The 3,222-nt window shown below is 40.1% G+C and carries 2 protein-coding genes and 1 pseudogene; all 3 read right to left on the bottom strand.

Annotated elements, in window-relative coordinates; all coding sequences use genetic code 11:
* Nucleotides 1–1,379: pseudogene (locus Q0064_RS09040) on the bottom strand (type IV secretion protein Rhs); the annotation flags it as partial.
* A 313-nt stretch (nt 1,380–1,692) separates the two neighbouring features.
* Nucleotides 1,693–2,136 (bottom strand): hypothetical protein, encoded by a 444-nt coding sequence (locus Q0064_RS09035; RefSeq protein WP_298147464.1) that lies wholly within the window; start codon nt 2,134–2,136, stop codon nt 1,693–1,695.
* A gap of 3 nt (nt 2,137–2,139) precedes the next feature.
* Nucleotides 2,140–3,222 (bottom strand): RHS repeat-associated core domain-containing protein (locus tag Q0064_RS09030; RefSeq protein WP_298147461.1); only part of this gene is annotated, 1,083 nt, incomplete at its 5' end.

The raw sequence follows: 3,222 nt of genomic DNA, 5'->3' as shown, positions 1-3,222 counted from the left end.
GGGTAGTAGTGGTTTTCCTCCAAAATCTTAGGAACTGCCACTCCGTTATCGGTGTAGCTCATACGCACGTTTCCGAGGTGGTCGGTGTAGTTGTACACGTAGAAGAATTTGGTGGGCGTAGCAAACTCCACATAGCCTTCAGCGGTTGGGAAGAAAACAAGCGCCTCGTTTTTGTACTGAAAGCCATCCAGATAATCGGTGGTAGTAGTGCCTGTGCTTTCCAGTATTTCCTTTTTTACTTTTACTCCTTGCGCATCGTAGGTATAGTATATTCGGTTGCCGTTGGAGAAAAATATGCGAACTGGCAAATTAAGGTGATTGTAGAAAATATTGTTTATTCCTTTGTTGTTATCAAAGAACATATTTCCATACGCATCGTACCCAAAATCGGGGTTACCGTTGTTTACGTTGTCTCGAAAACCGTTTAATGAGTTGCTCATGTCTTGCACCGCGAGCAGTTGGTTGCCATCGTACGCATACACTAAGTTATCAATTTCTACAGACGTGCCAAAATCGGCATCGGCAAAACCGTTGCGTTGAAGCGAAGTGATGTTGCCGTGCTTGTCGTAGCTCAGTGTTTCGTCGTAATTGCCGGTAACACTGTAGCCCAATTTGCGGTAATTGCCTTTAAGCAATCGGTTTAAATCGTCGTATTGGTAGCCGTACATACGCGTAAAACCATCGCTTTCGGTGCGCCAATAGGTTTCCGAAATATTGCCGTTGTACAGGTTTTCCACTCCCGGAATCGATTGTTCTCGGGTGTTGTAATTAATTTTAAAAGCAAACAAATCGGTAACTTCATCGGCTGTATCTGCCACGTTGTTAATATCGGTTAACCACCCGCGGATGTTGTAGGCGTAATCTACCTTTTGCAGAAAATCCGCGCCGGTTGGGTCTTGTTTGCCCACTTTTTTCGAAATGAGTTGCCCGAGCTCGTTGTAGGTGTTGTTGGAGAGCACCTCCCAGCTGCCGCCGTTCACGCGGTGTAAATGCGTAAGCAAGCGGTCTTGCGGCGAGTATTCAAATTGCTCGTCGATGCGCGTTTCAGTACCAGATGGGTTATCGCGGCGGTGTAGCGTTAACTTTCTTAACACCTTACCTGTAAAATCGAGCACGCTTTCGGTAAGGGTTTGTCCGCCGAGGTAATTTTCTTTGTGTGTTTTTACCAGGCGTGCTTTATCATCGTAGAAAAAGGTAGTTGTTTCGCCTTCAGGTCTTGTAGCATTGTTTAGCACCCGCACCCAAGTTCCAGTAGCCACGCCTTTTGGTTTTAAAGAGGTGTTGTTGTACGTAATATTTGTTACCAAAGTGGAAGAAAAATCCAACAGCGCTCTCGGAAAATTATAATCGTCGTAGTAGTTTACGGTGAGTACTTTCATGTCGGAATTTTCTTTTCTATTCTTTGTAGCTATTCCCGCCTTCCGCTGTAGTCCTCAAAAAAGCAGCTGTTTTCACACGTGCTTCAACCGGCTTCTTGCGTCGCCGTTTGCTGCACGGTTCAAACAAGCGTCTTTTTCTCCGGGCTGTCGCTTCAATCGGGGCTAATAAAGAGTGCGTTTGGAAAGACGTTTTAGATGAGTTTTCAAACTTGATGTAAAGTCGGGAGACCGGTGTGGAGCACATCGCATAAGCAGAATATTTCTGTTAGAGTGCGATAGTATTGGTTCTCTAAAAATTTGATCTTGATTTTAATCACCAGCAGTCATAAAAAAAAGAGTAAGTATTTCTCAAATTATGGGCTATAACACCTTCTCTGTCGTAAAAAAAAGTTTCTTGTTTATCTTTTTTTAAGATCCATGTCTTTAATTTAGCATCACTGTATAAAGTATCAATTCTTTGTCCTGTTTTAACTATAAAGGCATAACGGTATTCTTCAAAATCATCGCGACTATGATCTTTTATTGCTTGAAGATTTTCGATAAAGTTATTATTCCTAATTTTCAAAATTGCATGTTCATCCTTGAAATACCAAAATGCTTTTTCATCGATAGATCGAGATTGAGTGGTTATCGTTCCCATAAATTTAATTACTTCCACTTCGCTTGAAATTGTAATCATGTTTTTTTTAACTGTCGTGCAAGAAAATAGGATAAGACAGTAAATAAATAATTTGAGGAAAATTGCGTCTGTTTTCATAATCTACTTTTTAATCTTATTAGATAAAACTCCTATTGTTGGTACACCAATTGCACGATAATTATTTCTCTGCGGCTCTCCTAAGTTTATATTGATAAGATTTGATAGTGTTGTTGCCTTAGCTTCCTCAACATTAGGAAAATATGGAGTTTGGTTTCTAGTACTTTGATCTTTTTTTCTCCTAAAATATTCGGATGGATTAGTTACAAAGTTGAAAGCGTGACTTGCTTCATGTCCTAAAATTGATGTTGCTGAAACAACTTTTGAGTCTCTTGATAAATTATTGTTCTTAAATAGGCTTTCTAGTTCTACTCCACGCGTATCGTTGACATCATCATACAAGTTACCTTCTTTTGTATTAAAATGTATAGTTCCTATTACTTTGTTCGAATTTTCAGACCATTTACCTTTACTTTCAAAATCTCGACTGTTAGCAAAATGAGAACCACCTTGTTCCCCGCCTTCGACAATCGAAAGTTCCCTTTTATCATCCATTAAAGTTTGTAGAATATTTACTTCCTTGCCATCTATTTCAATTTTTGAAGCGGTATAAAGCGCATCCAAAGCTTTGTAAGCATCTGCTAAAAATGGATCTTTTATTTCCGAATAATCCCTATTTTTTTCGTAGGTATATCTTTCACTTTTGGTTCCATTCCTTCCGTAATAAATTTCGATGTAGTTACCATCAGGATCAATAAAGTAGATAGGGTTGTTGATTGCATAAGAATAAGGTGAAACAGGATAATAATTTTCACTAAGTAAGTCCACATTCATCCACCTACCAATCGCCGCATCATAATTCCTCGCGCCGTAATCGTAAAAGTTCAACCCCAACTCATCTTGCCACTCCTTGCCGTTGTACTTATACTGCCACTCCCTTCTTTCCGTAGGTTGTATTACAAATAACTCGCCATTGGTTTCTTTTACACGTTCAAAACGCTCACTGGCGTAGTTTTCGTGTTTCAAGCCAAACGGGTAGTAGTGGTTTTCCTCCAAAATCTTAGGAACTGCCACTCCGTTATCGGTGTAGCTCATACGCACGTTTCCGAGGTGGTCGGTGTAGTTGTACACGTAGAAGAATTTGGT

The organism is Flavobacterium sp. (genome assembly GCF_027490375.1).
GTDB lineage: Bacteria > Bacteroidota > Bacteroidia > Flavobacteriales > Flavobacteriaceae > Flavobacterium.
Note: the sequence above shows the minus strand (reverse complement) of the source record. Positions and strands in the feature narration are given on the sequence as shown.

Excerpts from the sequence above, each read along its gene's own strand:
- Q0064_RS09035 (WP_298147464.1), bottom strand. The coding sequence starts at position 2,136 with ATGAAAACAGACGCAATTTTCCTCAAATTATTTATTTACTGTCTTATC.